Here is a 24,536-nt window from a genome sequence, read left to right on the forward strand (position 1 = left end):
GTCTTTGCCATTGGGTGGCCTTCTTGAATATCGTTACTCGTTAGTTCAAAAGCGTGAGCTGTCCCTGATGCTACGAAGCTTATTGCCAATACTGATTTAATAATTGTTTTCATGATGGTTCCTCTTATTGGTTTGAATCCAGTATATTCAGCCCCATCGTTTTAAAAGCAACAGTAAGTACACAATTATCTAATATAAACCAAATAACTGATACTTATTGCACTTTTGAGTTTATAGTTAATGAAAACGTCAGTTAAAATGCAATACGCGTTTCGCGACTCTCGGTCACAATTTGATAAAGTGGGGACACTTGTTGACATTGAGGTTACAAATCTCGAGCAAAACTCTTTAGACTCCCGTGAATGACTTTTAATGAGAATAACTGGATGCGCAGGTTCACCTTAGCCCTTTGTTTTTTGTTTTGGCTCCCTACGTTAGCCAATGCACAGAGCTTGCAGGACAAATGGCAAGCACTCTATCAATCGAGCTGGCAAGCATCCCCGATCTTTGTTTCTCAACAAGAGTTGTCCCATTACCCGAAGGCTCTGCTTAAAGAGCGTAGCCGTTACCCAAATTTCAACAAATTCAGTTGGCAAGATATTGCGTCGTTAGCCGTGATACAGCAAACATGCCACGCGATTGAACCTTCTAATTCAGCGTTAAACGATGCCATCGAGTTTGAGCTTGCTTTGTGTCAGCAACAAACCTTAGATTCAATCTGGTTTGCCGATCATTCTAAACAACACCCTGCTGGTGGAAGTTTTGCAGACCGTTATGTGGCGAATTATTCAGAGACAAGCGAACAGATTCACCCATTTTTAACGATTAACAACCCACTGCACCCGCTATACACCAAACTGCAGCCCTTAACTGCAGAAGGAAGAGAAGCGCTGCTTGATGGATACCGAGCCTGGCAACAAGGTGATGTAATATGGTTAAGTGGGGAACAAGGCTGGAAGGCCGTCCCGTCAGACATTTGGGAACCCATTGCACGACAACAAGGCGTAAGCTTATCTGGAGAGAACTGTTCTTTTCGTTACAGTAACCTGTGTCTTAGTGAAACAAGCAATGACACACTCTTGATGAAAGCGATGATCTTTTTATTGCTGATTGTTCTGTGTTCTATACTAGGGCGCTCACTGTATTTAAAAACGAAGCAAAGGAAAGAGAGACAGTTTGTGTTGCAACTTCTGACTCATGAATTGCGTACACCGATCACCAGTTTGGGGTTAACAGTCGAAATGTTCAGAAATCGCTACGATGAGTTCCCAGATGAAACTCAAGGTGCGGTTTGGCGTTTAATATCTGACTATCAAAGGCTGTCTCAGCTTACTGAAAACAGTAAGGTCTACTTAAGCACTGAACAATCTGAACCTTTATTGAAGCAAAACGCTTCGCTTGAAGAGTGGCTTGAACATGTATGTGAGAAGCACAACATAAGCTATCAATATGAGTCCGGAGAAGTCGAGCTTAACCTGCCCTATTACTGGCTAACGATTTGCCTAGATAATTTGGTCAAAAACGCTAAGCAACACGGTCAAGGTGAGGTATTGGTTAAAGTAACGCTCGCGGACAAACTGAGGATCGAAGTGCAAGATCAAGGGCATTTCCCTTCATTATTACAACGTACTTTGTCCCGAGTAACTCCAAACGCCCCACATAAACACGATAACATGGGTATTGGACTCACCATTGTGGAACATTTAATGAAACAGGCAAATGGACGCCTCATTATTCTTCGTAATCCAACCAGATGTATTTTGGAAATAGCTTATGAACACCCTCCTACTGATTGAAGATGACCCGTTACTTGGGCAAGGCCTTGTCAGTTTCTTTGAGTCTAACGGTTATCAATGTCTTTGGGCGCAAGATTCAAGCAACGCCAATAAACTTTGGTTACGCGCCGATCTTGTCGTACTCGATAGACAACTAGAAGACGGTGACAGCTTACAACACCTTCCAAACTGGTTGCTCCTTAAAGCGCTACCCGTGATTGTATTAACCGCGAAAGTGGAAGTTCAGCAGCGCGTAGAAGGCTTAATGGCAGGCGCCAAAGATTATGTGACTAAGCCATTTTCAAATGAAGAGTTGCTGGCGCGGGTCATCACTCAATTGCGTCCACTGGGTGTAAGTCATCTAAATTACGCCAACATACAGATCAATCTATCAGAAAGAATTGCCTATCTGGAAGAAAGCCCAATCGCTCTGAAACCGAAGGAGTTCCAACTACTGGTTCTGTTTATCCAAAACCAAGGTCGAGTATTTCATCGAGACGAACTGCTCAACAAGATTTGGGGTTATCAAGCCTTTCCAAGCACCCGAACCGTGGACAATCACATACTCCGTTTGCGGCAGAAACTGCCGACACTCCACTTAGAAACTCACCGCGGTGTTGGTTATCGTTTAGTTGGAGATTCAAAATGAAATTAATATCGTTAACTGCTTTGCTGTGTGCGTTGCCGTTTGCGAGTCATGCGACTTGGTTTGCAGAGACACCTTTACAGCGCTCCTATCAATCTTTACTTGATGAGCAACCGCACCTTGCATGGCAAGAGCTTCAGATCGCGCTCAATCAAGAAACTCTTGATAGTCAGTTTTGGTTGCCCGTAAAACAAGAAATACTCACTAGAACTCAATGTGGAAGAACACTCAAACAAAGTGATGTAACAGCCCACCATATCCAAGTGAGTTTTATTAAACGCTACGGTCTTTCATCACAAGGCTATCAGATTAAAATCTCAGCTGAACCACGCAGCATTGATCTAAATGAACAGGCACAGCCAATAACACTTATCGCTCCAGATGGCCTTACGATGATTGAAGGTCAGTTCAACCCGGGAGTCGACTACCAAGAGATCGAGTCTAATGAGATGTTCATTAAGCCAGAGTCTGGTGTTTATCAATTAACCGTTGGGACAAACAACTACTCCATTGTTGTGGCTTTAGATGACAGCAAGCGCTGGTTAACACTTGAAAGTAAACTTGAGAACGCACACGTTGTGATCACGCCACCAAAGATTATCGATAACTGCCCTAGCACCCACGCAAGTTGGCAATGGTTTGATGAAAACTACCACATGTTAGGTCTCAAAGTGCCGATCAAGGCAAAGCAAGTAGCGGTTCCAGCACAAAGCCCTGCGGGAGAAAAGGCCAAGCACCTGAGCGCATCAGTGGAAATGTTCGAGTACCAAGGCACGGTTGAGGTCCGATACGTTCAACGTGTCGCTGTCCCTTTCTAGGAAACATTTTTGTATAACTTTAGTGGATAGTTTTGATGTATCGCTTTGATGCTTCTTCGAGGCAGAAATAGAGACATATAGATGACAAAACACTAACGCATATTAGATGTAATAGCCGTAATTACCACCACGGAATCTAAACATGCTGAATATCCACCATAAATTAAATGCTTCATCTTGTGCCATATTAGCCCTATTCACCGCTTGTACTTTTTCAACAGAGACACAAGCGAGTAAATTTACACTTCAAGACCACAGTAGTGACAACACCAAGAATACTATTCTAATAAACCCATCAACACTCACGATAGATTGGAATGGCTTGAGCGCTAACAGTGTTGCACTAACCGTTGACGGTATCCCTCAAACAGTTGCCGAGATAACTACGGAAACAACCAGCGCCTTTTGGACGTTAATGCCAAGCAGAATCGCAGTAAAAGCGGAGTTAAACAAAGGTGAGCTAGACCTGCAATTCACCCTACCTTCCGATATAAAAGTAAAGCGCAACCAACCAATCGAACTGGCTTGGTTTAACCTTGCGGAACAAGAAACACAAACACTGCTGCTGCCCTTTAGTGAAGGTATACGCGTACCTACCGACCATAAACTATGGACAAGCTATCTCGCCAATAACCATTCCGGAAGCAACACCACTCAAGACTTAAAGATGCCGTTTTGGACCACGCAACAGAGCGATCAATTCATTAGCTACCATTTGATCAACCCAACCAATAACCAACTGTTTTTTCATGATGTTACTTCTAAGTCGGAATCTAAAAACAAGTCCCTTATTGATATGAGCGCATCGCATCAATTTACCACGCTAAATCAATCACAACCTTTTACTGTCCGCATAACGCTCGGCGATTCAATGCTCGATGGTGCCAAGCAATACCGAGACTGGCGAATCGCGAATGGATTATCAGAATCACTAGTGTCAAAACTAAGACGTAATCCAGATATCAACAAGCTGGTTGGTGCAAGTCATGTCTACCTATTTGGTAAAGATCCTTTGAGTATCCAAGATGTAAAAGACTGGTGGGGACTAAAAGAATGGTACTTTGAACGCTCTAATCTCAGCATATCAGATGAAGCTAAGCGCGAGCTATCACCTTTGTCTAAGGGTAAGGACTGGTTGAGCCAATACCACAAACAATTGCTGTTGGATTCGATTAGCCAGTCACTAAAAAGCTTATACACGGTCGCATCCCCTACAATCGCTGATAACACAATTGAGGCGCAATACATCGCCGCGCAAAGCAGAAAAAAATGGTTATTTGAACATGCGTCTTCGTTTCTAAACTCACCAGACACTTGGGGACAAGCTTTATCATCCGGCATGGTCGATAATCTAAATATCGCCGGATTGAACAAGCTCTGGTTGGGCTTTGATAACTGGATGCCTGCCTTTTATCAGCCAAACGCGGTCGAGTCAGCCAAACAATCTGGTTACTTGGTTGGGACTTACGACTCCTATAACACCGCAATACCGGCTCAATTAAATGACAGCTGGTTAACCGCTCAGCTACCAGATCCAATACGAAAGACATGCGCAATTGAACAAGCTGATGGAGCTTTGAAAAAAGGATTTCGTGGTAACGGCTTCTACTTAAACCCTAATTGCCATTTGGACTACGTAAAACAGCGCGTTAAAGACATCATGAAATTTGGTCACTTCAATAGTTTATTTTTAGATGTCGATGCGACCGCAATGGCACGTGAAGACTACAGTGGCAATACCAGTGAATCGCAGATGCTTTCCGGTTTCAACAATCGACTGCATTGGGTAAGCGAGCAACCGTCACTAATATTGGGTTCCGAAGACGGCAACAGCTTAACCACCAGAGGCATTGCGTTTGCGCACGGCTTGGAGACGATTGGGTTTGGATGGACAGATAAAGAGATGAAACAAGACCGCCTGTCCCCCTACTTTCTGGGTCATTGGTATCCTGGTCATAAACCCGACTTTTTCTTCAAACCAGCAAAGGTTAAAGAACCGTACAAGTCGCTACTGTTTTCGCCTCAATATCGTGTTCCGCTTTACCAGGCTGTATTTCATGATGAAGTGATTAATACGTACCATTGGCACTCAGACAGTCTCAAGTTTACCGATGTGAAAACCAACCGTGACTTAACAGCCATGCTATATAACACGCCCGCGATGGTGCACTTAACCAGAGACGAAGCTCTCAAAAGTACAAGCCCGAGGCTCAGAGCGTTAAAACACTATCAAGATGGGTTTGAGCCGATACATGAACAGTTGTGGAATAAAACGTTGATTGATTTTTCATGGTTAGATACCCACGGTGCCGTCCAACAAACCACGTTCAGTGATGGCAGTAAGATCATCGCCAACTTCTCTGACCAAGCGTTTGATAAAGATGGCATCAATGTGGCTGCGGCTTCTATCAAAGCGATGTTAAGCAATGGAGAAATCATAATGTGGGAAACCAAACTTAACTGAATGTGATTGGTTTAGTCCCTTAGCTGTTAGCAGAAAGCTAAGGGATTGAGCTTTCGGTAATAACGCTCAGGCTCAAGCTAACCAAGCTACTTACGCTTTTGATTCTGAAACGCTGTGAGTAGATAATCGATAAATACCTTCTTGCGTTTCGGCATTAATTGTCTGTCGGCATACACCAAGCTTACCGAGACTTGAGGCATGTTGTATTCCGGCAGCAGATTCACCAGTCGACCAGTCTTAAAATGCTCCCTACAAATAAACTCAGGTAACACAGCCAGCCCTAAGCCATCGACACAGGCCGTTAAACACGCGGTAATCGTGTTTACTCGAAGCTGGCTTGGTAGCTGAATCAATTCAGACTCCCCATCGCCTAACTGTAATTCCCACTTAGGTAAACGTGCGGCTTTGTTTACCACCTCTATCATGCGAAATGGGATTTTTAGATCCTTTGGCGTGTTTATCGGACCAACTTGTTCTAGATATTTAGGGCTCGCCACTAACACACGTTTAGAGGTTGTTAGGTATCGAGAGACTAAACTTGAATCAACCAGCTCACCAATCTGTGCGTACAGGTCGATTCCCTCGCCGATAATGTCAACCTCACGGTTGGTTAGCTCCAAGTTCATCGTCACATTCGGGTACTCAAGCAGAAAGCTATGGATGTACTTAGCAAGCACTTGATGACCCAACTCTACCGGTAGTACTACATTCAATGGACCGCGAATCAGGTCTTGGTTTGCAGAGACTTCTAGCTCTGCTTGATTCATGATCTCTTGCATTTGAAGGCTCGACTGATAGAAACGCTCTCCTTCAGGCGTGAGTATCAAACTGCGAGTCGAGCGAGTGATCAGTCTCACACCTAAATGCTGTTCTAGCTCCGCTAATTTTCGACTCACTGTTGATTTCGTCATATTCAACACCTCAGCAGCGTACGTAAAACTCCCACAATCAACGACTTGTGTGAAAACAGTCACAGCATTTAAGTCCATAAGACCTCCGAAAACTACAATTAGTAAGATTTTTGCAACAGTGTTTCCCTTTTTTCCTATCTTATCAATCAATCAGATTCATTTACAATTCGTTACACCCAAATAAAAACAAAATGAGAAAAGAGAAATGGCAGAGAACAATACCGCTTCGCAACCAGTAAGCACAAAAAAACGTAAAAAAGCCCCGCTTATTGCCACTGCGATCATGCTGTCATTGGTTTTAGCTGGTGCTGGATATTGGTACGGTTACGGTCAGTACTTTGAGTCGACCGATAATGCCTACCTACAAGGAGACATTACCAATATCAGCCCTAAGGTATCTGGCTATATCGTTAAGTCCTATGTAACGGACAACCAATCAATTAAGGAAGGCGATCTATTGGTTCAAATCGATGATCGTGACTACCAAGCGGCGCTTGCTCAGGCTAACGCTCACCTAGCCGTCGTCCAGTCTGATGTAAAGAACCTCATCGCCCAACAGACGTTACAACGTAGCAAAATTAGCCAAGCAGAAAGTGGCGTTGACTCGGCCAAAGCAGAGTACGAACGTGCGATTCAACAAGTGCAGCGCTCTCGTACTCTATTAAAACGAAATTATGCTTCGCAAGATGAAGTCGATAGCATGGTCGCTCAACAAAAAGTAGCCCTTGCTGACTTAGAAGAAGCCAAAGCAAACCTGATTGCAAGTCACGACCAATTATCGGTTGTTGCCAGCGAAATAGAACAAGCCAAAGCATCGGTCACTGAAGCCCAAGCACAACAAGAACAGGCACAGCTAAACCTTGAATACACCAAAGTTTATGCGCCAACAGATGGCGTAATTGGTAAGCGAAGTGTTCGTGAAGGCTTATTGATTCAAGCTGGCTCACCGCTCATGAGTTTAGTGCCAAACAATCAAGTATGGATTGAGGCTAACTTCAAAGAAACGCAACTCAGTGGTATTCACAAAGGGCAAACAGTTGAAGTTGAATTGGATGCTTTCCCTGGGCAACCACTTGTAGGTGTTGTCGACAGCTTCTCACCTGCAACTGGCGCGAAGTTCGCACTACTTCCACCAGAAAACGCAACAGGTAACTTCACCAAGATAGTGCAACGTGTACCAGTGAAAATTACGATTCCAGACCAGAAAGAGCTAAAAGGTCGTCTGCTTCCTGGTTTGTCTGTGGTTGCGACCTTCGATAAACGAGGCTAGACCATGAGCAACGCTGGCGCTATCACCCCTACGAATGATGAGAATGAGATATCAACTCGCCATTGGATCGCCCTATTCGGTGGCTTGATTGGTGCGTTTATGGCGATCTTAGATATCCAGATCACCAACTCATCTCTTAAAGATATCCAAGGAGCGCTATCTGCGACCTTGGATGAAAGTTCATGGATATCTACGTCATACCTAGTCGCTGAAATGATCGCGATTCCACTCAGTAGTTGGCTCTCAAAAGCGCTAGGCAAACGTCGCTATCTAACATGGACTACAGCGATCTTCACCGTGTCGTCGTTACTGTGTTCATTCTCTTGGAACATGACCTCGATGATCGTATTCCGTGCGATGCAAGGTTTTAGTGGTGGTGCTTTGATACCACTCGCCTTCTCACTCGTTATTCAACTACTGCCTATCAACAAGCGTGCTATCGGCATGGCTTTGTTTGGTGTTACTGCAACATTTGCTCCATCTATCGGCCCCACGTTTGGTGGCTGGTTAACCGAGAACTTCTCATGGCACTACATTTTCTACATCAACATCCCACCGGCTCTGCTATTAATCACCATGATCCGATATGGCTTGGATGATGAGAAGCTCGACCTCGGCACGCTTAAACAAGCCGATTGGTTTGGCATCGCTACCATGGCTATGGGGCTTGGTTGTTTGGAAGTGGTACTTGAAGAAGGTAACCGTGAAGAGTGGTTCAACTCAAGTTTTATCATTACGTTGAGCATTATTTCTGCGGTGAGTTTGGTTTACTTCGTGATTAACGAGCTCCAACACAAAAAACCATTGGTTAATTTACGGCTCTTGCGTGATGGGCAGTTTGCGATGTCTTGTTTGGCGTACCTGATATTGGGTATGGCACTACTCGGATCTATCTACGTATTGCCGCTGTACCTCACTCAGATTCAGCAATACAACGCGATGGAAATCGGTAAAGTGCTTATGTGGATGGGTTTCCCTCAACTATTAATATTTCCAATCGTGCCTAAGCTAACTCAAGTCATTAAGCCCAAATACCTAGTGACCTTTGGCTTCGCGATGTTTGGTTTCAGTTGTTACGTAAATACCCACATGACCATAGACTTTGGTGGCCAACAGTTGATTTTATCAATGGTACTACGTGCGATTGGTAGCCCGTTCATCATGGTTCCACTTTCTTTAGTGGCAATGAAGAACATCAATAAAATGGATACGCCGGACGCTTCTACGCTAACTAACGTTATGCGTAACTTAGGCGGGGCTTTCAGTATCGCGATTATCGCTACTCTGTTGGACAACAAAACGCGTGAACATCTAGGTCATATTAAAGAGTCATTACCTTCAGTGAACCAATTGGGTTGGCAAACACTGAAGGAGCAACAGGCGTTCTTTATTCAATCAGGAAGTGACGCTGCAACGGCGATGCATCAAGCCCAAGCAAGTTTACTAGGAACCATGCAACGTGACGCGGCAATTATGGCCTACAATGATGTATTTCTTATGATGACCGCATTCTTGGCATTGGCTGCTGTGTTAATTCTTAGTATGCGTGATTAAGGTTGAAGGCTTAAAAACGCCGCTTGAATCGTAGATAAATACGATTCTAATTCAACAAAAAAGCAAGACTAATCACTTGCCTCTTGTGATCAAAAGAGTGTTGACCTTAGAAAGTTAAGGCTTAATCAGTCACCGCAAAGAAATACTCTCGATCATTTATAAATATTCTTTAATTACCAATAACTTACTAACCGCATAGATGTGAACTGAGCACCTTGACAATGTGCAACATGATACCTAAATTAAGAATATCATTAGTATAGAGGAAAATGGGTTTGGCCTTACTAGGAGACCTAAGGGTGTTAATAGTCGACGACTCTAAGAGTGCGACGATTCTGATCAAACAACAGCTTGCTAGTTTAGGCATTGCGCACGAGTGTATTTTCATTGCGACAGATTATCGACAAGCAATTAGAGCTGTCGAAACGCATGCGTTTCATGTTCTTCTCATTGATTATCACTTAGAACAGTCTTTTACCGGCTTTGAGCTACTAAGTATTCTGTATCGTAATCGTCTTATCGACCACACAGTTGCAACAATTTTAGTCTCCGGGGATATGCGCCAAGAAACAGTACTTACCGCCCTATCAGGAGAGGCTCACCATTTTATTTCTAAGCCAATTAACACTCAGGTATTAGGCAAAAAAATCAAAAGTGCTGTATTCGAGTCAAGACAAATTGACCAACTCAACAGCCTATACCCTATTACGACACGGGAATTGCTTAAACAGGCATTAGAAATAACCAGCGAAAAATCTAATGTTCAATTCGAAGCAACACTGATTGAGCACTTGATCGCAGGGAAGAAGTGGCAACTGCTCTCTAGTCTAATCACTCACTCTAAAACTAATATGCACCCAACCAAATTGGTCGCAGAAGCGTTAATTCTAGATAGCTTAGGAAAACCGAACTTGGCGATAGAGAAACTGCACAACTATCTTATCGTTCAACCATTATCCCTGAACGTGATTGATTGCCTCAGCTGTATTTATGAAAAACACAAGATGCTACTGCCCGCTTTAAAATTGGCTATTCGTGCATTTGAGATGACACCAAGTATTAGCCATCGAGCAATCAGAGCTATCGATTTGGCCGAAAACGCTGATAATACACACATGCTCATTAAGCTTGGGGAGATGTACGCAAGCCATATTTCACCCGCCGATATCGACGTAATTCATTCAATTGGAACCCATTTCAATTCCCTAAGAGCGACGTACCAAAGAGAAGCTCAAGTACAAAATAAACGTCTTTTGCTTGAGCACGCTTCCCAATTTACCGAATTGGTCAATTTGAAGCTACCAGCCAAACTCCAACAACAAGTATTAGCAAGCCTAGCACTATTCCAAAGCAATATATTGTTGATTGAAGGCAGCCCGTTAGTTGCGCACAAAAAAGTGATACGAGCGACTAAATTGTTAGCTAATCAGTTTTACAATCAACCGACTTCACTGCTATCGCAATTTTTACCTTTGCTATGCCACTTTGGTGAATACTCTCTGTATCACATCGTTGAGGAATGTTTGAAATTACGCGGTGAGGCAATAAACGATAAACTTGACTCTCGAAAAGACGATCCTTCGAATTGTATCAACATCGGAAGCTCAGGATCGATCCAAGAACTACGCGACTTTATTACCAATTATCCCTATTCAGTCGCCGCTAAGCTAGACTACCTTTACGCTGTCAATAACGCCTGCGCAAAGACAGACCTTTGCGACGAATACGTGGAAGATCTTATTCAGTTAGACCTTCCTCCTAGATGGAATCAATGGATTAGTGACTCATCAAAATATGGTTATTCCATTAAGCCGCCCAGCCCATTTTCAATATGCAGCCGACAGGAGTCTATATGCTAGATTTTGATGCTTTAAATGCCTACCTAGACAATGACAGAAATGTCATTTTTGCCGTGTTATCAACCTACCAAGAAGACCATGGCAATTCGTTACAAGAGATCGAAGAACTGGTACAACAGCAAGATTGGGGTAAGCTTCATTTTACGGTGCATACTTTAAAAGGCATTTTGGCCAGTTTTGGAGAAGAGACAGCAACCGTTGCCCTAGAAAGAGTTGAACAAAACACATTTAACAAAATAGCTCCAGAAGCTGAAGACCTTTCACTGATCTACCGTGAGATGAAAATTATTAATCAACAAGTCGATGAGGTGCTCTGCACCTATTAGTCTGGAAGTCATCCCGCGTATTCCATTTTGTCCTACTACAAGTAATGAAAATGAAAACTGTATACCAATCACCATGTATTAGAAAGAGAGTTTAAAGACCTCAACAAATGTGATTAGAGGTAAGAACTATCCATTCAATCAAAATAAGCATGTGAATCATAAAAACTTATACCCTCCCCACACTTCCCCAAAATTAACCCATACAAAGATTTCATACCACCTCTTTTACTCTATTGATTGTATATAAGAACAGTTGAATGGTACCTTATATGGCGATTACAGTCTGGAATAACCTTTCGGTCAAACATAAACTCTTTGGCTTAGTTCTACTTCCCATTTCACTTTTACTTTTCCTCGCAGGCAGACAAGCATATTTTTGGCGACACAGTTAACTGATTTTAAGGGCACCAATCAGTTATCTGAGTACTCTCGAGTGAAGGACAAATCAGTGACTTCTCTTCATTGATGTATGCAAGTTTAGACTACAGATTGAATTCGTTTACGCCTTATGTCGTTTAAGGTGCAGACTTTTACTCAAAAGAACACCTCACAGGCAAAAGCTATTTGATTGGTATCGATTACGACGTATTGCCGAACGTTTCCCTCAATGGTGAGGTGCAATACTTTGAAGCTGGTAAGACGAACGGCGCATTTGTTGAAGACTTCAATCCACTGACGGACTTTGATGATAAAGACGCAGTACTCTATACTATTATGCTGATTTTCGTGTTCTAACCTCTATCGAGAATACACATCACCAGTAAAACGAAAAGCCCAAAACAACACCTTTGCCTTGGGCTTTTTATCATCTAAAATTGTATTAGTACTTAAACAGTACTTTCACGTCCCCCGTTAGTGCCGACTCATCAACGTAACCAATGGCGTTGGTTTTTGACGCTACCGTTGTGATAGCTTCACTATAGTCTGCAACTTGAATAGGCGCTTCAGCTTTACCTGTAAACACTAGCCTTGACCAAGCAGATTGTAGCTGAGATTCACTACGCCCCGTTGCGACCTCATGGAAGGCAAGTCGCCCTTCTGAACCATCAACTAACTCTATAATTTGCGCCTTATTCCCGTTAGCCAGCTTGCTCTTTTTACCCATAAAGAGCTTTTTGACATCCGACTTCGACAATGAATCCACACCTGCATTGTTACCAATAACAACCATGCCTGCCGATACATTAAATGAAAGGACGGCCAATGTTATCGCTGATAATAAAGTTTTCATGTTGCCTCCTTAAAATACGAAATCTAGACGAGCTGAATAGACAATTGAGCTGTCTTCAAGGAAATTCCCTGTCGCCATAAATGGATTGGCTGCAGACGTCTCAACATTGGCTTGGAAGCCACCACTGGTATCGCGGTAATCCACGTAAGTCACGTCAGCCTTTAACGACATATTCTTAGCAAAGTCCCAACGGTTACCGATAGAGTAAGAGATACGCTCGTAATTCATCGTCTCTTTAACTGCGGTAATCGTCATGTTTTCACGTTCATCGTTATCCGTAGTTTCGACCCAACTTACAGAAAGGTAAGGCGTAAACTCATTAATTCGGTAACCGACCAAGCCTGAAACTGATTGATAGTCGTAGAATTGACCTTCAATTTGAACGTCAGCGGCTTCTACGTTAACCAGTAGATCGCCGTTATCATATTGCGCCCCCAAAGAGATAAACTGACCATCTTGGCTATCAAGTAAAGGAGCTAACTGGCGGCAGTACGGGTCCGTTGATGTATTGAAATCACAAGATGGGTTTGTTTCAGCAACCAAGTAAGAACCACGGAAAGTAAAATCATCAACGTTCCAGTTCGCGCTCAAACCATACAGTTGATCTAACTTAACCTCACCTACGATTGAATCTTCCTCATCGATAGTGCCAATACCAACCAATGGCTGCAGCAACAGACTTGAGTCTTCAAGCTCTATCGGAATCAGCAAGTCTGCGCCGGTATAACCTTTCAAAACAATGTTTTCATAAAGCTCTTGTGACGGTCTGATCATTGGATACGCATAGCCAAGATCTGTGAAGTCTGAATAGAAGAACAGAGGAAGACGAAGCTTACCTGCACGAGCAGTAAACGAATCGAAATCATAAGATGCGTAAGCCATCTCAAACTTTGGATCATAGTCATAGCGGCTATTAGCAACCACCTGCGTTACGAATTTAGCGCGCTCGTTGACTTGAAAGTCAAACTGCACCCCCGCAAGCGTCTCTTGTTCCCAGTCGAGTTTTTCGTCAGTGTAACCCGCATAACCTATGGCGTTATCTGACTTACCAATACCTACAGAACCGAATCCGCTAATACGAATATTGTCCATGCTTGTCGCATTAGCGCTAAACGCCATGCCTACGAGTGCAGCAACCACTGTCTTTCTCATAACTAACTCCATTGTTATGTTATTTTCTTGTTTTTATATCAATCACCCGAATTTCGGGTGTAGACCTCCCTCCTTTATGTTTCACGAACAAGGATAGAGAGGACAATTAGGGGCTTTTAACTCACTTTAAAGTGGCCAGTTAATGTTGATATGTTTCGAGTTACCTCTTGAATATCATGGGCGACAGCATCAACTTGTTTTACACTGTTGCTGGTGCCTTCTGCCATTTTGCGAATTTCTTCTACAAAGGTTTCGATTCGGGTTGAGGTCTGTTCTTGCTGCTCTGTCGCAGCGGCAATACTTTCGTTTCGTTGGCTGATTTCGGTGACATCTGATGTAATTCTTTGTAGTGAACCTTCAGCCACTAAGAACTTCTCTACACAGTCTTCTGCTTTAATAACGCTTTCAGAGATAATGGTCGAAGCCGTTTGTGCTTGTTCTTGAAGTTGTAAAAGTACCGACTGAATTTCTTGGGTTGAAGTTTGTGTCCGTGACGCTAACGTTCGAACCTCATCAGCAACAACAGCAAAACCTCGACCTTGTTCCCCTGCACGCGCCGCTTCAATGGCCGCATTCAGCGCTAACAGGTTGGTTTGTTCTGCTATCGCACTTATCGATTCTAAAATTGAACCTGCACTCTGTGTGTTGTCGTTCAGCTGTTTGACAACTTGCGATGCATTGCTGACATCGTTCGTTAGCTCTTTAACCGCAACGATGGTGCTCTCAACTTGCTGCTCCCCTAAGCTTGCTTGTTCACTGGCACTAGACGCAGAAGATGATGCATCATTTGCATTGGTTGCAATGTCTCGAGCAGCAAGGAATAGATGATTCAATGAGCTAGAAACTTCTTCAATAGAAAGGTGTTGCTTAGTAGAAAGATCGTTTGTAACTTGGCTCGACTTAACAAGAGAGCCAGAAATCGAATCCAGTTGAGTCACGTTGTCTATGGTATGGGTTACGTTCTGTTGTAGATGAGACACGAAGCTATTAAATGACTCTACTAATGGTTTAAGTTCATCATTTTTCTCGTGTTGAAGACGTACTGTTAGGTCTCCGTCTCCCTCAGCGATATCGTGCATCTTGTCGCTAATGTTTGCCAGGTCCGCTCGAATTCCTCTTACGACTAACCACCCGAAGATACACATAGCAAGCATTGCCACTGCACCAGAAACACTCATAATTTGGTTAGCCTGTTTATTATTGGCTTCTAAATCTTCAACAGCATTCTCGAACTCAGTTTGTCGGTCTGCACTGAACTCACGCATGCCGAGGGTTAAGGCATCCAAAATAGCGGTACTTTGTTTTGCCAAACGACCGGCCTCGCTGAGACTGATCTCCTCCTCGATCATTCCTTGGGCAATTTGGTAAGCAAGTTCAAAATATTGGTTGGTTTTATTTTGCAGAAGTGTCGATTCGCTCTGCAGAGAAGGATCCAGCGTGATTTGAATATTGAAGTTACTTTGAATCGCAGCAAGAGTTTGCTTGTTCATTTCCAAAATCTCTTCATCACCAAGCGTTACAGCTAAGTTAAAGCGCTCCGCCAATTGGGAGATCAGCACACTGTTTAACGACGCCGCGTTCATCACGGGATAAGTAACTTGATCAATTCGATTAACCTGCTTGGTATTACTAGTGAGTGTATTCCCACCGACAAATAGAATACTAATAAACCCTACTAACGAAACCAAACATAACGCCAAAATTCGATTTTTAATCGATAGTGTAAACATAAGCTTCCTTACTAAACAGTATGACAAACCGCACTAGTGATTTTTCGCACAATAACAGATCTGACCAGTTATTCAATCGGTCAACACAAAAATAGTGATAAATATATAGATATTGTTTATAAAATGCATCGGCCGACAAAATTAATATACAAATCATTAGCTTTAATTTCCAACCTCATCAAATACCGCTTAATTCCAAAACTTAGCATCCTGTTTAAAACTTAAAGTTTATTCGACCTCATACTCAACCAACATATTTAAACACACGTATTACATAGACTTAATGTCGAGTTGAAATATATAAAAACCGATTATTCAAACACCCTACTAATCATTAAATTCTCCACATGCCCTACACTTTAATAACTGTGTCAACATCGTCAGGTTTATGTAAAAAGGCGACAGGCTCAAGAACTTACTCTTTTTAATTCAGTCAACCTTAGAGCGACTAAATTAAACCTCTAATTGGAGAGCGCATGTGTATAGCAACTATGAGCTAGGCATTACAAACGATAAAAAGCCGCTTTCCTAGTACAGGCACCTGCGTTTATCGACGGTCTAGGCTCTAAACAAGCACGGCTTTGACCGTTCAGAATCTGGCAGCTTAAGAGAACCTATCGCACTTGGCAGGAATGATGAGTGGTCTCATTTGGAAAAAGCCTACAACGACATGGCAGGAAGGTTGTCTTAAGCTTATCTAGAACTGACTGAGGAGAAAAAGAACTTCGACTTTCTCTCCCACCACGACCCATTAACAGGGTTAGCGAACCGACTGTTAGGCACAAAAAAACTGGATGAAGAGAGTAAACGTTCACATGAACAGGATTCCTGTTTCTTGCTCATTTATTTAGATATCGACGAGTTTAAAACCATCAATGACTCTCTCGGTCATGGACAAGGTGACAACCTGCTTATCAATGTATCGAATATTCTAACCACCCTCGTTGGCATTAACGGTTTTGTTGCGCGAATGGGCGGTGATGAGTTTATGGTCGTCTTCTCTAACATCAGCTTGAGCGAAGGCGAACAGCTAGCAGAGCATTTAAACCAATCACTTCGCAAGCCTTACTATACCGAAGACAACTCAATATTTTTTGCGGCCAGTATCGGCGTATTTGAATACCCAACTCATGGCGCTAACGGTGAAACTTTAATTCGATACGCCGACACCGCCATGTATCACGCGAAGCGCAATGCCAGAAACCAGTACCGCGTTTTTCCCGATAAGATGACCCACGAAGTCAACGATCTAATCGAAACCAATATGGGGCTGAATCAAGCGGTTGCCAATGATGAATTAGAAGTGTTTTTCCAACCAAAAATCGATTTAGATTCGCAAGAGATCATTGATGCAGAAGCTCTTGTTCGTTGGCAACACCCGAAGCTAGGTCTGCTTTCACCCGTAGGTTTTCTGGAAGTAGCATAAAAGAGTGACCTAATTATCGACATCGATAAATGGGTATTTAAGAAAGTGGCGAAGCTGATTACTGAATGGCAACGTTCTGGAATCAATTTAGAAGGTTGACTTTCCCTATCAACTTCTCTACACAAATGTTTTACATGACCGATCTTGCGGAACAACTGCAACTCATACTCGACGAAATCCGCTGCAAACCGCATCAGTTACTCCATGAGATAACAGAAAGGGATATAATGCGAGATTTCGAAACCTGTTTGAGAACCATAGAAGTGCTTCATTCTAAGGGGTATAAGATCGCAATTGATGATTTTGGCACCGGTTATTCATCTCTTTCGGTACTAAAAAAACTCTCTGCTGACTGCGTCAAACTAGACCGTATTTTTATTGAAGACGTCAACTCATCCAAGGTCGATTACGAGATCATATGTGCGGTATTAAAACTTGCGCAGATACTTGATTTTTCAGTCATAGCAGAAGGGCTTGAAACACAAAGCCATGTCAAAACGTTAGGTCAGATAGGTTGTAAATGCGCGCAAGGCTATTTCTTTGCTCGACCATTGCCGATTGATGATTGGATCTCTTACTTTATCGGAAATTATAGTTTAACAAGCACACGCCTCTCCAGCACAAAAAGTTAACTTTGAGAAGTTTCTACTCCCCTTCAGGCCCCAGCATAAGTGAGCATCAGGAGCCACATCGCTCTTACATGAGCAAAAAACGCACAGGTGATAGACTCAGAAATTAGGTTTAAGTTAAGTTTCGGTGAATTTTACCAAATAAAGAGAAGGTAACTTGAAAAACTTCGTTTTGCGTGCAATCGTAAAATGTCCCACCCTAATAACTGTATGATTATGAAAATATTTAAATCTATTGCGCTGATCTCTACTATGATCGCAGCTCCACAAGCATTCGCTGACGTAAAAATTGAAGTTCCTTCTAGTGCAGATGCTCTAGTTGAAGTGTTATCGGTTAATGAAGCTAAACCTGATCTTGAGGGTGGTTTTTTCTCTTCAAGCAAAACGATCACCGTACCAGACGGTGTAAACCAAATCGTTTTCCAATATCAGCTTGCTTTTAGTCAAGGTAACGACCGTGAGTTTGTCGATAGTGACGCAATTATTGCTACTTTTGACGCTACAGACACAACAGTAACGTTCGACATGCCAAAGTTCCGCAACGCTAATGAAGCAAGAAAAGGCTTTCAGAACCTAGATTGGAAATTGGTTGATGAGAACCAAAATACAATCAATGTTAAGCAAGACAAATTAACCAAAGAAGGCATGCAGATTGGCCGTAAATACCCTCAAGAAGCGAAAGAATACAACCGTACAGGTGGTATTGCCGCATTAACGACAGGTGCTACAGCCGCTGCAGTTGTTCAGCCAGTAACACTACCAGCAAAAATTGATGGTAACGCATCTAATACGGCCGAAGAAATGTTGTACTTCTGGTATGAAAAAGCCGACGCTAAAACCAAGCAAAAATTCAAAGAGTTCGTGAACAAGTAAGCCCTATTTTTTGATCGTCTTAATGAAAAAGCTGGCATTCAATCACCAGCTTTTTTGTATCAATTTTAAGGTCACTACCTTTCCGCATTCACCCTATTAGTGCGCGTTTACACTATGTGTTCTCAGCAGAAAACACTTATCCGTCGATTTCAATTAACCATCCCATCAATTCATATTCAGCAGTAAGTACGCGTAGTGGCTTGATATTCTCGTTTTTATCCACTCACCTTAAGCGAATTCAAGATGTTAGATATTCAGGCTTTATTCTCGACATCAGCAACATATCAATGTAATTGCCATTTTTGAAGGTACTCAATCGCTTAGTCCCCTCTAACTGGAAACCGACGCGTTCATACAAAGCAATCGCAGCGTGGTTATCGGCATGAACCTCTAACTCTAGGCGGACGAGGTTTAGCCAATTATCCGACTGATTGATGGCTTCTTGCATCAAGGCTTTACCAACCCCTTTTCCGTGAACATCCGGATGAATGGCAATCGCAAGCCCTGCGCAGTGTCGGTCCCTTACTTTAGTCGTCATAAACAAGGTGATATGGCCTACGACTTTCTCGGATAATTCAGCGACTAAAGTAAAATGGTCTGAATGACCAAATAGCCGATCCACTTGATCAGAACTAAGGTATGGCTTTTGTGACGTGTTTTCTGAAACCGAAGGGCGGCGATAAATATCGAATAAATCTTGGCTATCAGTTGCTTCTAAATGCCTAATTTGTATATCCAAATCGCTTCCTTAATAAGTTCCAATGTATCGTCTAGATTTCATATTACGGATAGCAGCAAGCACCTACAACCATAAAAAGTGTAAGTGCCCGAAATAATGAAGTTAACATAGAACTTCACAGCTATGATGACGAGCTGCGTTAAAATTTATAGTCGATGCCGACGCTTGCCAATACCTGTTCAGAGTTATAGAAATCGATATTGGAATCAATGGTTCTTAGACCAAGTAACGTAATAAACGACCAATCTTTGTAACCCAACAATCCACTAATTTCATACGCTAAAAAGGCACCATACTCGTTCTCTTCACGAGTTTTTCCATAGATTGGGTTAGCTTCATCGTACTGACGGTCTTTCACATCTAAGGTAACAACAAAACCGTGTCGGCTAATTCGTTTAGCGTAGTTCAACTCGATACCGTAACTATCAAAGCTCAGAGCCCCCCCTTCCGCATCAGAATTGAAATACACCATAGAAGGTACTAACAAACCGGCCTGATTAGGCAGAATGAAACGATAGCCTGCTTTAGCATATAAATAAGCCCTTTCTCTATCGAGGAGTGCGGCTTCTTGTGAAGACAGACTTTGGGTACCTGATAGTTCATCATCAACATCAGACTCACCAATAGCAAAATCTGTTTGGAAAGCAGTGTCGCCAATGTTAGTCAGTTGTAGTCGTCCTACATTACCTTTCACATCGGTTTCGTTTCGATTGACACCAACGGCGTAAGGATCAGACCAAGCTTTACCAGAGATAAGCGTTGGTAACACGGAAACATCTAATATGGTGCCGCCAGAAAGTTGATGTCGATAACCAATCTCAAAGGCGATGGTACCGGTCGCAATATCTTCTCGGGTGGTACCAGCATAAACTTGGTGAGTAAGGGATTCACCAAAGGTGTATTTAACGGTTCCGAGAAAACCAAGTAACCCTTGATTCTCACCGTCACCTTCCATGGTATTGGTTGCTTGGTTTGAGTCTTGTTCAGTACTCAAATTACTGCTGTCAGAATAGAACCCCGCCAGGACACTAAAGTTACCACTAAAGCCCTCACTAGGAGCAAGTCCACTGTACGCTGGCATAGAAATGGTCGCGGAAAGTACTACGGGTAAAACAGACCTCATATTCAAATCCATTAGTTGAATAATTACTCACTAAATATATGTACAAAATTGGAATTACAACAAGTATTTAAACTTTAAACATACTCACTTTGTTGAGTTTTCAGGATACGACAACGTCTCCAGCGCGACGAAGATATGATCTACCGTACTCGGGTTTTCGTAACGAGCCTCGGAAATAACGAAAAACTGGTCTCAGTACTCATCTATCATTTAGTGGCAGGAAAATTAATGGCTAAAGAGATGGTGAAACTAGGCAGCGCAGTTACCGTACAGGGTGACCAATCAGAATTAGTGCTGACCATGGTGTTGTAATGATCAACAAAGCTCACGACGTAACCGAAGACGTTAAAACGAGCAACGTTGTGATACATGTCATTAAAGCTGTACTATTACCTAAGTAACAAATAATCAATAGGGGTAAAAGAGATTTAGGAGTTGTGACAATGTCATGCCTTTTTTCTATTCGGGCAGTAGATTTGGGCGTGTTACTTTAGATGTAAAATTGATATTGGGTTATACAAACAGTCAGCCAAATATCAGGAACGCGGCCATCGACACCAACTTGGTAAAAACCACCACCCAAATACAATCACCAATACTTGAATGCGTTGCCTTACCAAGTAGAAATACGAATAATATAAGCCCTAGTACCCATCCTACTGTCGGTATCATAGAGACTTAAAATCTGCCACCACAAACGACATTTTAGTTGCAATGTACATACAATATGCCGTGACTAGCGCATCCATAGCAAATGCTAAAGCTTCGATTCCCACGTTTTACTCTCACTCTTTTCAATCGAACCGAATAATACATTGAAATTAAAGAGGAAATCTTAGAAACTTGTAAAAACGTCATCCTGTCCCACAATTGAGACTTAGAGGTGATTTTTAACAATCATTTTCGAGATTTATTCTTTCGCATTCTCATATTTATGCCCGAATAAACAAAGGAATGAATTGATGACAAAAGAAAAGAGTGAAATAACCACAACGAACAGCGGAAACACCCCAGAAACCCCGGCATGCAGAGCTAAAACTCCGATTGCCAAAGAAAACATCGACACTAATGTATATATTTTTAATCTACTCACATGACTCATGAACAACACTCCTTGTATTCATTCAATCTTTTAGATTAGACAAATTGGCTAGCACACAATTTGAACTCATCGACAATTTCAGTAGATCAGCAAAATTTACCCTTAAAAAGGTTTAATATTCCTTTTAGGCCTGTTCCTCTTCACAATCTTCGCTCTTAACGTAAGCTTACTTGTCGACAATTTTTCCATCACGAAATTCGTCAGCGTTACTCCACGTATATCGACTTGCTGATCATTCACTACTTGAAAGCCCATACGCTCATAAAATGGCCTCGCGGTGATACTTACCTCTGAGAAGTAACGTGATACCCCACGAGCTTGCCCAATCGTGAACACATGCTCCATCAACGCTCGGCCAACACCTCGCCCCTGATATTTATGATGGCAAAAAAAATGGTCGACCAAGCCACTTGGCTGTAGGTCAGTATAGCCAACAATATGACCATCTAACTCAGCAACAAAAGGTTTTAACCTGTCCATGCGCTTTTGCCATAACGCAAAGTCAAAGCCACTTGGTGCCCAAGCCTCGACTTGTTCTTGAGAATAATCTCGTATGTTCACGTTGCGAACCGTGTAGAAAAAGATCTCCCATAACGCTTTGGCATCACTTTCTTGATAATTTCGAATTCTAACCACACTCTCTTCCTTTGTTCGCTTTCAAATTCTAACTAGTAGATTTGTTACTCTATAGTCTCGTATCAGTTAATACAGAGCTGAATTGGAACGCTCACTGACCCCGTTAAAAATACGTGTCATTAATGGGTACTTTTCTGAAACAAACTCATGATAAATATCCGCTAAATAACGTGCTAACTCATGCTCTGCTAAATCAGAAGGTATGATCACGTCATAAACTCGAGCACGTATCGATGTTTCTGATTCTCAATAAAGTAGCCACTCTTCGTTGTGCCTCAGTACCGACATTCTCTGATGAAAAACTTGAAATGTTAACCACATAAGCTCTTTATCTCTATCCGAGAATTAACGGTAAAACACCGCTAGCCATATCGTGACAGAATCTTTGTCAGTCCCCAGAACCTTGTGCTTTTCACCGGCGGGAATATTGAGGTAGTCCCCTTTCGACAAAGTAACAATACGACCATCAGAAAATTCGATCACGCCTTGCCCCTCGAGCACCAGAACCCATTCATGCTCCTCTTGATCGTACCAACCCTCCTCAGGAGAACTGTGTCCATGTGAGAGTATTCTCTCTATCCGAATATTGTCATTCACTATCAAGTCACTGAATATTTCATTAGGTATCGACGAAGGGATATCTGCGTAGATATTTGACATAGGCTCTCCTAATTTTTACTGAAACCTAGCGATAATTGGCAGTGCGCACACTAAGCCACGACATTCTTCCTAAAATAAAAACGATAATAACCAAGCAAGTTACTGCCAATAAATAAGGCTTCCATAACAACCGCTGTCGGAGAGCCAACTAAGTAATTATGAACAAGCCAAAAACTGGTGCCGATGATCATCAGTTCTCGAAGTCGACGGTCATCCTTGTTAAAAGCTGAAAATGTTTGGAACATTGATGCAAAGCAACTCAATACGCTGGTTAACCCTGAGAAAGTAAACGCTGTCGCAACAACAGACAGTGAACAAAACAGATATTTGAATTTAGGTGATGTTGAAAACACACTCGTTAAATAACGAATAGTGGCTATCATCATCAAGCATGCTGCAGTCCATTGTTCTAGCAAAACAAAGTGACTTGAAATCAGTACTCCTGCGAAGAATAAGCAGGTTACGATCTTCTTCCTCTCCTTAAATTGGAAAGATATAAGATCAAAGCAAATCGCAATGGCGACTAAAACTTGAGACAAATAAAAAACTGACACTGTGATTCCTTTTACAATATTCGGACAAGTTCAATGCAACCTCGCGAAATAAAACTACCGTAACATCAACAACCTAGCCCTTACCTTTCCTAACGACAAGTCCACTAAATTTTTAGCACGCCGCTGATCACCGTTTTGGCTGAACCCACTAACTTTATACGACCATTCACCAATAACTCAGTCGATACAAAGCCCCCGCGACGAGAAGCTTGGTATGCACGAAAACACGATTTTTTGAGTTTATCAGCCCAATATTGCGTTAAAGCGCAATGTGCCGACCCAGTAACAGGGTCCTCATTGTTCCCGACCCAAGGGGCAAAGTAACGAGAAACAAAATCAAGAGCTGCGCTTGATGATTGGCTCGTCACGAGTACGCCTCTGCCTGCCATTGTTTTTAAAGCGTCAAAATTCGGAGAGAGATCCAAGAGCACTTGCTCATTAGCCACCTCGATAAACTGCTTAGTATCAAATTCCATGAATGACACTACTTGGTCTTGCGCTATGCCTAAATGCTCTAAAAGAACTAAATTAGGCTCTACACTTGATAATTGAGAACCCGGGAAGTCTAACTCGATGGACGATTCACAAACTGTGGCAGTTAAATCACCAGATAAGGTCTGGAATACGATCTTATCACCAGCTTTTGCTAGTCCTTTTTCTTTCATCACATGAACCGTAGCCAAAGTGCCGTGCCCACACAGCTGAACTTCTACTTCCGGCGTGAACCATTTAAGAGTCATAGACTCCAACGCAAGGAAAGCCGTTTCTGGAACCGCCATCTCATCCGCAATAGAAAGCATTAATGCTTCTTCCAACATGTGTTGAGAAATACAAACACCCGCAGGATTGCCTTTAAAAGCTTGGGTAGTGAATGAATCCACTTGATATATTTCTAGATCCACAAGAGCTCCAATTCGTAGTTTACGTTTCAAACAGTGCCCACAATAAGCACAAAGCTCTTGTGCTACAAGTCATTCATCAAAACTTTTCAGTTCAATGGCAAAACCAATAAAGTGCTGATAAAAATAGAATTATATTCATCTCGTAGCTAAACTTCC

General features: G+C 42.4%; 24 protein-coding genes. 13 read left to right on the forward strand and 11 right to left on the reverse strand.

All coding sequences use genetic code 11. The features are described 5' to 3' along the window. Window positions 1–386: 386 nt before the first annotated feature. The 4 genes from ACTRWI_RS08080 (at window position 387) to ACTRWI_RS08095 (ending at window position 5,703) form a co-directional block, all read left to right on the forward strand. Window positions 387–1,796, forward strand: a complete 1,410-nt coding sequence (locus tag ACTRWI_RS08080) for an ATP-binding protein (protein WP_499130397.1) — start codon at window positions 387–389, stop codon at window positions 1,794–1,796. After that, entirely contained in the window at window positions 1,774–2,424 is a 651-nt protein-coding gene (locus tag ACTRWI_RS08085; protein ID WP_499130399.1) for a response regulator transcription factor, read from the forward strand. Before ACTRWI_RS08080 ends, ACTRWI_RS08085 begins: the two co-directional genes overlap by 23 nt. After that, the gene (locus ACTRWI_RS08090) at window positions 2,421–3,239 is read left to right on the forward strand and encodes a DUF2861 family protein (RefSeq protein ID WP_499130400.1); all 819 of its coding nucleotides are present in this window, start codon (window positions 2,421–2,423) and stop codon (window positions 3,237–3,239) included. The genes ACTRWI_RS08085 and ACTRWI_RS08090 overlap by 4 nt, the downstream gene beginning before the upstream one ends. A gap of 142 nt (window positions 3,240–3,381) precedes the next feature. After that, a complete protein-coding gene (locus ACTRWI_RS08095) occupies window positions 3,382–5,703 on the forward strand; it encodes a glycoside hydrolase (protein WP_499130402.1) in 2,322 nt (773 codons plus the stop codon). An 86-nt stretch (window positions 5,704–5,789) separates the two neighbouring features. Here the strand turns inward: ACTRWI_RS08095 and ACTRWI_RS08100 are convergent, their stop codons facing one another. Further along, entirely contained in the window at window positions 5,790–6,692 is a 903-nt protein-coding gene (locus ACTRWI_RS08100; protein ID WP_499130403.1) for a LysR family transcriptional regulator, read from the reverse strand. A 127-nt stretch (window positions 6,693–6,819) separates the two neighbouring features. On the opposite strand from ACTRWI_RS08100, the gene ACTRWI_RS08105 reads away from it, so the two are divergent. From ACTRWI_RS08105 to ACTRWI_RS08125, 5 genes are all read left to right on the forward strand, one after another. Next, the gene (locus ACTRWI_RS08105) at window positions 6,820–7,884 is read left to right on the forward strand and encodes an HlyD family secretion protein (RefSeq protein ID WP_499130405.1); all 1,065 of its coding nucleotides are present in this window, start codon (window positions 6,820–6,822) and stop codon (window positions 7,882–7,884) included. 3 nt (window positions 7,885–7,887) lie between these two features. Next, window positions 7,888–9,438 carry a DHA2 family efflux MFS transporter permease subunit gene (locus ACTRWI_RS08110; RefSeq protein ID WP_499130407.1) on the forward strand — a complete coding sequence of 517 codons (1,551 nt, stop codon included), beginning with the start codon at window positions 7,888–7,890 and terminating at the stop codon, window positions 9,436–9,438. Between the two features lie 299 nt (window positions 9,439–9,737). After that, window positions 9,738–11,297 carry a response regulator gene (locus tag ACTRWI_RS08115; RefSeq protein ID WP_499130409.1) on the forward strand — a complete coding sequence of 520 codons (1,560 nt, stop codon included), beginning with the start codon at window positions 9,738–9,740 and terminating at the stop codon, window positions 11,295–11,297. Then, complete coding sequence (locus ACTRWI_RS08120; protein WP_499130410.1) at window positions 11,291–11,623, forward strand: Hpt domain-containing protein; 333 nt, start codon at window positions 11,291–11,293, stop codon at window positions 11,621–11,623. Before ACTRWI_RS08115 ends, ACTRWI_RS08120 begins: the two co-directional genes overlap by 7 nt. A gap of 564 nt (window positions 11,624–12,187) precedes the next feature. After that, window positions 12,188–12,358 carry a hypothetical protein gene (locus tag ACTRWI_RS08125; RefSeq protein ID WP_499130412.1) on the forward strand — a complete coding sequence of 57 codons (171 nt, stop codon included), beginning with the start codon at window positions 12,188–12,190 and terminating at the stop codon, window positions 12,356–12,358. Window positions 12,359–12,443: 85 nt separating this feature from the next. Here the strand turns inward: ACTRWI_RS08125 and ACTRWI_RS08130 are convergent, their stop codons facing one another. The 3 genes from ACTRWI_RS08130 to ACTRWI_RS08140 form a co-directional block, all read right to left on the reverse strand. Beyond that, complete coding sequence (locus tag ACTRWI_RS08130; protein ID WP_499130414.1) at window positions 12,444–12,854, reverse strand: phosphate ABC transporter substrate-binding protein; 411 nt, start codon at window positions 12,852–12,854, stop codon at window positions 12,444–12,446. Between the two features lie 9 nt (window positions 12,855–12,863). Further along, window positions 12,864–14,006 carry a hypothetical protein gene (locus ACTRWI_RS08135; protein ID WP_499130415.1) on the reverse strand — a complete coding sequence of 381 codons (1,143 nt, stop codon included), beginning with the start codon at window positions 14,004–14,006 and terminating at the stop codon, window positions 12,864–12,866. A 116-nt stretch (window positions 14,007–14,122) separates the two neighbouring features. After that, the gene (locus tag ACTRWI_RS08140) at window positions 14,123–15,736 is read right to left on the reverse strand and encodes a methyl-accepting chemotaxis protein (protein ID WP_499130416.1); all 1,614 of its coding nucleotides are present in this window, start codon (window positions 15,734–15,736) and stop codon (window positions 14,123–14,125) included. Between the two features lie 703 nt (window positions 15,737–16,439). Here ACTRWI_RS08140 and ACTRWI_RS08145 point away from each other — a divergent pair. The 3 genes from ACTRWI_RS08145 to ACTRWI_RS08155 all read left to right on the forward strand — a co-directional run bounded on the left by ACTRWI_RS08145 (window position 16,440) and on the right by ACTRWI_RS08155 (window position 18,664). Next, window positions 16,440–17,162, forward strand: coding sequence for a diguanylate cyclase domain-containing protein (locus ACTRWI_RS08145; RefSeq protein WP_499130480.1), 723 nt, complete (start codon window positions 16,440–16,442; stop codon window positions 17,160–17,162). Between the two features lie 65 nt (window positions 17,163–17,227). After that, window positions 17,228–17,794, forward strand: coding sequence for an EAL domain-containing protein (locus tag ACTRWI_RS08150; protein ID WP_499130418.1), 567 nt, complete (start codon window positions 17,228–17,230; stop codon window positions 17,792–17,794). 213 nt (window positions 17,795–18,007) lie between these two features. After that, a complete protein-coding gene (locus ACTRWI_RS08155; protein WP_499130419.1) occupies window positions 18,008–18,664 on the forward strand; it encodes a DUF2057 family protein in 657 nt (218 codons plus the stop codon). Between the two features lie 238 nt (window positions 18,665–18,902). Here ACTRWI_RS08155 and ACTRWI_RS08160 read toward each other — a convergent pair whose 3' ends face one another. Both ACTRWI_RS08160 and ACTRWI_RS08165 read right to left on the reverse strand, forming a co-directional pair. Beyond that, window positions 18,903–19,403, reverse strand: coding sequence for a GNAT family N-acetyltransferase (locus ACTRWI_RS08160; RefSeq protein WP_499130420.1), 501 nt, complete (start codon window positions 19,401–19,403; stop codon window positions 18,903–18,905). Between the two features lie 139 nt (window positions 19,404–19,542). Next, complete coding sequence (locus ACTRWI_RS08165) at window positions 19,543–20,526, reverse strand: DUF2860 family protein (protein ID WP_499130422.1); 984 nt, start codon at window positions 20,524–20,526, stop codon at window positions 19,543–19,545. A 287-nt stretch (window positions 20,527–20,813) separates the two neighbouring features. On the opposite strand from ACTRWI_RS08165, the gene ACTRWI_RS08170 reads away from it, so the two are divergent. Next, window positions 20,814–20,927: a fasciclin domain-containing protein gene (locus tag ACTRWI_RS08170; RefSeq protein ID WP_499130481.1), complete on the forward strand. Its 114-nt coding sequence runs from the start codon at window positions 20,814–20,816 to the stop codon at window positions 20,925–20,927. Window positions 20,928–21,730: 803 nt separating this feature from the next. Here ACTRWI_RS08170 and ACTRWI_RS08175 read toward each other — a convergent pair. The 5 genes from ACTRWI_RS08175 to ACTRWI_RS08195 all read right to left on the reverse strand — a co-directional run bounded on the left by ACTRWI_RS08175 (window position 21,731) and on the right by ACTRWI_RS08195 (window position 24,380). Beyond that, window positions 21,731–22,264: a GNAT family N-acetyltransferase gene (locus tag ACTRWI_RS08175; RefSeq protein ID WP_499130423.1), complete on the reverse strand. Its 534-nt coding sequence runs from the start codon at window positions 22,262–22,264 to the stop codon at window positions 21,731–21,733. Window positions 22,265–22,330: 66 nt separating this feature from the next. Then, window positions 22,331–22,495 carry a DUF7661 family protein gene (locus tag ACTRWI_RS08180; protein WP_499130482.1) on the reverse strand — a complete coding sequence of 55 codons (165 nt, stop codon included), beginning with the start codon at window positions 22,493–22,495 and terminating at the stop codon, window positions 22,331–22,333. Window positions 22,496–22,609: 114 nt separating this feature from the next. Beyond that, on the reverse strand, window positions 22,610–22,924 hold the full coding sequence (locus ACTRWI_RS08185; protein ID WP_499130424.1) for a cupin domain-containing protein: 315 nt from the start codon (window positions 22,922–22,924) through the stop codon (window positions 22,610–22,612). 50 nt (window positions 22,925–22,974) lie between these two features. Beyond that, window positions 22,975–23,478 (reverse strand): YgjV family protein, encoded by a 504-nt coding sequence (locus tag ACTRWI_RS08190; RefSeq protein ID WP_499130426.1) that lies wholly within the window; start codon window positions 23,476–23,478, stop codon window positions 22,975–22,977. 104 nt (window positions 23,479–23,582) lie between these two features. Continuing rightward, window positions 23,583–24,380, reverse strand: a complete 798-nt coding sequence (locus ACTRWI_RS08195; RefSeq protein ID WP_499130427.1) for a PhzF family phenazine biosynthesis protein — start codon at window positions 24,378–24,380, stop codon at window positions 23,583–23,585. Window positions 24,381–24,536 lie beyond the last annotated feature (156 nt).

The sequence above is a fragment of the Pseudoalteromonas sp. G5_S1_14_S5 genome, assembly GCF_054968605.1.

Excerpts from the sequence above, each read along its gene's own strand:
- ACTRWI_RS08080 (WP_499130397.1), top strand. The coding sequence starts at position 387 with ATGCGCAGGTTCACCTTAGCCCTTTGTTTTTTGTTTTGGCTCCCTACG.
- ACTRWI_RS08085 (WP_499130399.1), top strand. The coding sequence starts at position 1,774 with ATGAACACCCTCCTACTGATTGAAGATGACCCGTTACTTGGGCAAGGC.
- ACTRWI_RS08090 (WP_499130400.1), top strand. The coding sequence starts at position 2,421 with ATGAAATTAATATCGTTAACTGCTTTGCTGTGTGCGTTGCCGTTTGCG.
- ACTRWI_RS08095 (WP_499130402.1), top strand. The coding sequence starts at position 3,382 with ATGCTGAATATCCACCATAAATTAAATGCTTCATCTTGTGCCATATTA.
- ACTRWI_RS08100 (WP_499130403.1), bottom strand. The coding sequence starts at position 6,692 with ATGGACTTAAATGCTGTGACTGTTTTCACACAAGTCGTTGATTGTGGG.
- ACTRWI_RS08105 (WP_499130405.1), top strand. The coding sequence starts at position 6,820 with ATGGCAGAGAACAATACCGCTTCGCAACCAGTAAGCACAAAAAAACGT.
- ACTRWI_RS08110 (WP_499130407.1), top strand. The coding sequence starts at position 7,888 with ATGAGCAACGCTGGCGCTATCACCCCTACGAATGATGAGAATGAGATA.
- ACTRWI_RS08120 (WP_499130410.1), top strand. The coding sequence starts at position 11,291 with ATGCTAGATTTTGATGCTTTAAATGCCTACCTAGACAATGACAGAAAT.
- ACTRWI_RS08130 (WP_499130414.1), bottom strand. The coding sequence starts at position 12,854 with ATGAAAACTTTATTATCAGCGATAACATTGGCCGTCCTTTCATTTAAT.
- ACTRWI_RS08135 (WP_499130415.1), bottom strand. The coding sequence starts at position 14,006 with ATGAGAAAGACAGTGGTTGCTGCACTCGTAGGCATGGCGTTTAGCGCT.
- ACTRWI_RS08140 (WP_499130416.1), bottom strand. The coding sequence starts at position 15,736 with ATGTTTACACTATCGATTAAAAATCGAATTTTGGCGTTATGTTTGGTT.
- ACTRWI_RS08150 (WP_499130418.1), top strand. The coding sequence starts at position 17,228 with ATGGCAACGTTCTGGAATCAATTTAGAAGGTTGACTTTCCCTATCAAC.
- ACTRWI_RS08155 (WP_499130419.1), top strand. The coding sequence starts at position 18,008 with ATGAAAATATTTAAATCTATTGCGCTGATCTCTACTATGATCGCAGCT.
- ACTRWI_RS08165 (WP_499130422.1), bottom strand. The coding sequence starts at position 20,526 with ATGAGGTCTGTTTTACCCGTAGTACTTTCCGCGACCATTTCTATGCCA.
- ACTRWI_RS08185 (WP_499130424.1), bottom strand. The coding sequence starts at position 22,924 with ATGTCAAATATCTACGCAGATATCCCTTCGTCGATACCTAATGAAATA.